The organism is Lactobacillus acetotolerans DSM 20749 = JCM 3825, assembly GCF_001436775.1.
In the GTDB taxonomy this organism is placed as follows: domain Bacteria; phylum Bacillota; class Bacilli; order Lactobacillales; family Lactobacillaceae; genus Lactobacillus; species Lactobacillus acetotolerans.
This window is the reverse complement of record NZ_AYZC01000073.1, coordinates 1-2,886: the sequence shown is the minus strand read 5'-3', so window position 1 is coordinate 2,886 and position 2,886 is coordinate 1. Positions and strand designations below refer to the sequence as shown.

The 2,886-nt window shown below is 39.6% G+C and carries 3 protein-coding genes; all 3 read right to left on the bottom strand.

Annotation, left to right across the window (positions count from 1 at the left end; translation table 11 throughout):
* Positions 1–42 precede the first annotated feature (42 nt).
* The 3 genes from FC77_RS07450 to FC77_RS07440 are packed head-to-tail and all read right to left on the bottom strand — an operon-like array spanning position 43 to position 2,795.
* Positions 43–834, bottom strand: coding sequence for a CpsD/CapB family tyrosine-protein kinase (locus FC77_RS07450; protein WP_056971001.1), 792 nt, complete (start codon positions 832–834; stop codon positions 43–45).
* A gap of 10 nt (positions 835–844) precedes the next feature.
* Positions 845–1,729, bottom strand: coding sequence for a YveK family protein (locus tag FC77_RS07445; protein WP_054682313.1), 885 nt, complete (start codon positions 1,727–1,729; stop codon positions 845–847).
* 13 nt (positions 1,730–1,742) lie between these two features.
* A complete protein-coding gene (locus tag FC77_RS07440) occupies positions 1,743–2,795 on the bottom strand; it encodes an LCP family protein (protein WP_054682312.1) in 1,053 nt (350 codons plus the stop codon).
* Between the last annotated feature and the right edge of the window lie 91 nt (positions 2,796–2,886).

The following is a 2,886-nucleotide window of genomic DNA, read 5'->3' as shown; positions in this document are numbered from 1 at the left end:
ATGATTCGGTTCATAAAGCTAAACTTTCGTCAATGTCTTAACTTAATGACATTGCCTAGAAAACCAACTTTTTTTCTTCTTTTCTTCACCATAGCCGTAACCGTAGCCATATCCATAGCCGTAACCATATCCATAACCGTAGCTGGCATTATCAGGACTAATATCGTTCATAATGAAGCCTAATACCTTGGCCTTAGAGAAGTTAAGTATTTCAACAGCACGTTTAATAGCAGCCTTTTGTGTTTTACCTTGACGTACTACTAAGATAATACCGTCTAAGCGACGAGCTAATTCTTGCGTATCAGATACTTCAAGCACTGGTGCCAAGTCGATGATTACCATGTCATAGTGATCTTCAACTAAGCTGATGAAGTTTTGCATTCTCTTAGAACCAATCAATTCTGATGGGTTAGGTGGTGTAGGACCAGCAGGTAAGATTGCTAAGTCAGCAATCCCACTGTCTTGGACAACTTCATCTAAGTCTACTTCCTTAGCAGTAGAAGAGATAACTGTACTTAATCCTACATGATTGCTTAAGTTAAATGTTCTGTGAACAGTAGGACGACGTAAGTCGGCATCAATCAACAATACCTTACGGCCCGCTTGAGCATAGGTTACTGCCACGTTTGCAGCAACGGTTGACTTACCCTCACCGATGCTAGCAGAAGTAAAGGCAACAGATTTGATATCATGGTCAACTGCCATGAAGTTAATGTTGGTACGAATGGTACGGAACTGTTCAGTTACTGGACTCTTAGGATCTGCAACTGTAATTAACTTAGCACCGTTTTTAATGGTTTCATCTGTACCACGTTTTTTCTTAAAAAGTGACATCAGTTACCTCCTATACTCTGCGTCTCTTGCGTTGTTCACGCTTAGCAGCTGGCTTATTATTCTTCTTAATCAACTTAAATGATGAAGATACGCGGAAGTGCGATACATGTCCTAAGTTAGTTAAGCCTAAATCTTGAGTTAAGTAAGTATCATCACGAACAGTGGTATTAGTCATTTCACGAATTAAGATCACTGCAAAGGTTAATACTAAGCCAATAACAAATCCTGCCAAAGTAAACATCTTAACGTTAGGTGATGATTGAACACCATTAGTAGCTGGTGCAACAATCGTAACGTTATCGATGTTCATGATATTAGGAATCTGATCTCTGAATGATCTTGCAACCGCGTTAGCTTCAGCCTTAGCCTTTTCAGGAGTATCAGCCTTAGCAGAAACTGAGAATACCTGTGATTGTTGTTGCGTAGCAACTGAAACGCTCTTAGCTAAGAGTGCAGCTGAAACGCTATATGCCTTACTGTCACGTTCAATGACTGCTGGTTGAGCCTTTCTCACCAAGACTTTTCTACCATTATCAGTAGTTTTGTACTTAGCTGGCTTAGCCTTCTTAACCACTCTAACGGGGTTAGTCAAACGATCAGAAGCATCCTTCAAGATTACATGACTAGTTACAATATCTTTATAGGTATTAACTAACTGCATGTTAGCTTGTTGGGTTATATATGCTGTATTAGGATCATTCTTATTGGATTTTTGGTTAACTAAGATTTGTGCACTAGCAGTATACTTTGGTGAAATGACAAAATTAGCAATTCCCCAGCCTACTAATGCAAGTCCAATACTCCAAAGAATCAATGCCCAGATATGTCTGCGGCAAAGTTGAAGCAATTGAGTGAGATCAATTGTATTTTCAGATTGTTTTTGTTCTTGTTCCATCTATCTTTCCTTATTATTGATTCATGACGTAACTCGACTTATTAGCAGCTACCTTAGTCTTTGGCAATTCGAGAGCATCCCTAATCTTATCAGATACTCTTTGTCTTTCTTCCTTACTTACGACTTCGATTTCCATCAAGCCAAACTTAGGATTCATAGTTTGCTTACTTACACCTTGAGCATGGTCTTGGCTCAAGTTATCAGCAGCCTTGCGGTAATCCATACCAATCTTGTACATTTGGTTCATGGTCAAGTCAGTCTGCATTTCATCAGAAATTGAATTCAAGAACTTAGAATTCAACAATGTTGTTGGTGAAACAGACTTCTTAAGAAGCGCCATAATTACGCGGCGATCACGATCTTGACGACCGTAGTCTTGACGTGGATCTCCGTGACGAAGTTGAGCAAAGGCCAATGCCTTTTTACCATTCATATGATAAGTCTTGCCTTCTTCGAAGTGGTAGCCCATATTATTGAATGTAAGTGGTGAAGTTACATCTATACCACCGACTTGATCGATGGCCTTCTCAAGGCCACCCATGTTGATCATAATGTAACCGTCAATTGGCACACTGTAATATTTATCAAGAGTTTTAACAGTTTCTGCAACTCCGCCTAAAGTGTAAGCTGAGTTCATCTTCGTTACCCCATATTCTGGGTAATCTGGGAAGATTGCGTTAGAGTCACGTGGAATAGATACAATGGTAGTCGTATTCTTCTTAGGGTTGATGGACATCATCATCATGGTATCCGTCCGGCCCTTCCAGTGACGACCCATCGCACCAGTATCGATCCCCAATAACAAGATGTTAATTGGTTTCTTTTCATTTAACAAATTATCAAGAGTCCGACCCTTGTTGCTCTTCGTATTCTTAGCAACGGGGGTGTACATGTTTTGCGTTGTACTACGCAGGTTCTTGTAAACCATGCCGCAAACAAAAAGACCAATGACCACGACAATTCCTAGCACAATCCAAAAACCACGCCAAAATTTTCTGTGATGATAACGATGGTGATGGTGATGTCGACGCATCGGCTTTTTATCTTGTTGATTCTTTTCTACCATATTAATCCCCTCAATATATTATAGACCTTTACATTACGTGTGGTGCTAGTTAAATAAATTATTTATAAAAAAGCCCAACAAAGTTAGACTT

Coding starts and splice junctions, on each gene's coding strand:
- FC77_RS07450 (WP_056971001.1), bottom strand. CDS start 834: ATGTCACTTTTTAAGAAAAAACGTGGTACAGATGAAACCATTAAAAAC.
- FC77_RS07445 (WP_054682313.1), bottom strand. CDS start 1,729: ATGGAACAAGAACAAAAACAATCTGAAAATACAATTGATCTCACTCAA.
- FC77_RS07440 (WP_054682312.1), bottom strand. CDS start 2,795: ATGGTAGAAAAGAATCAACAAGATAAAAAGCCGATGCGTCGACATCAC.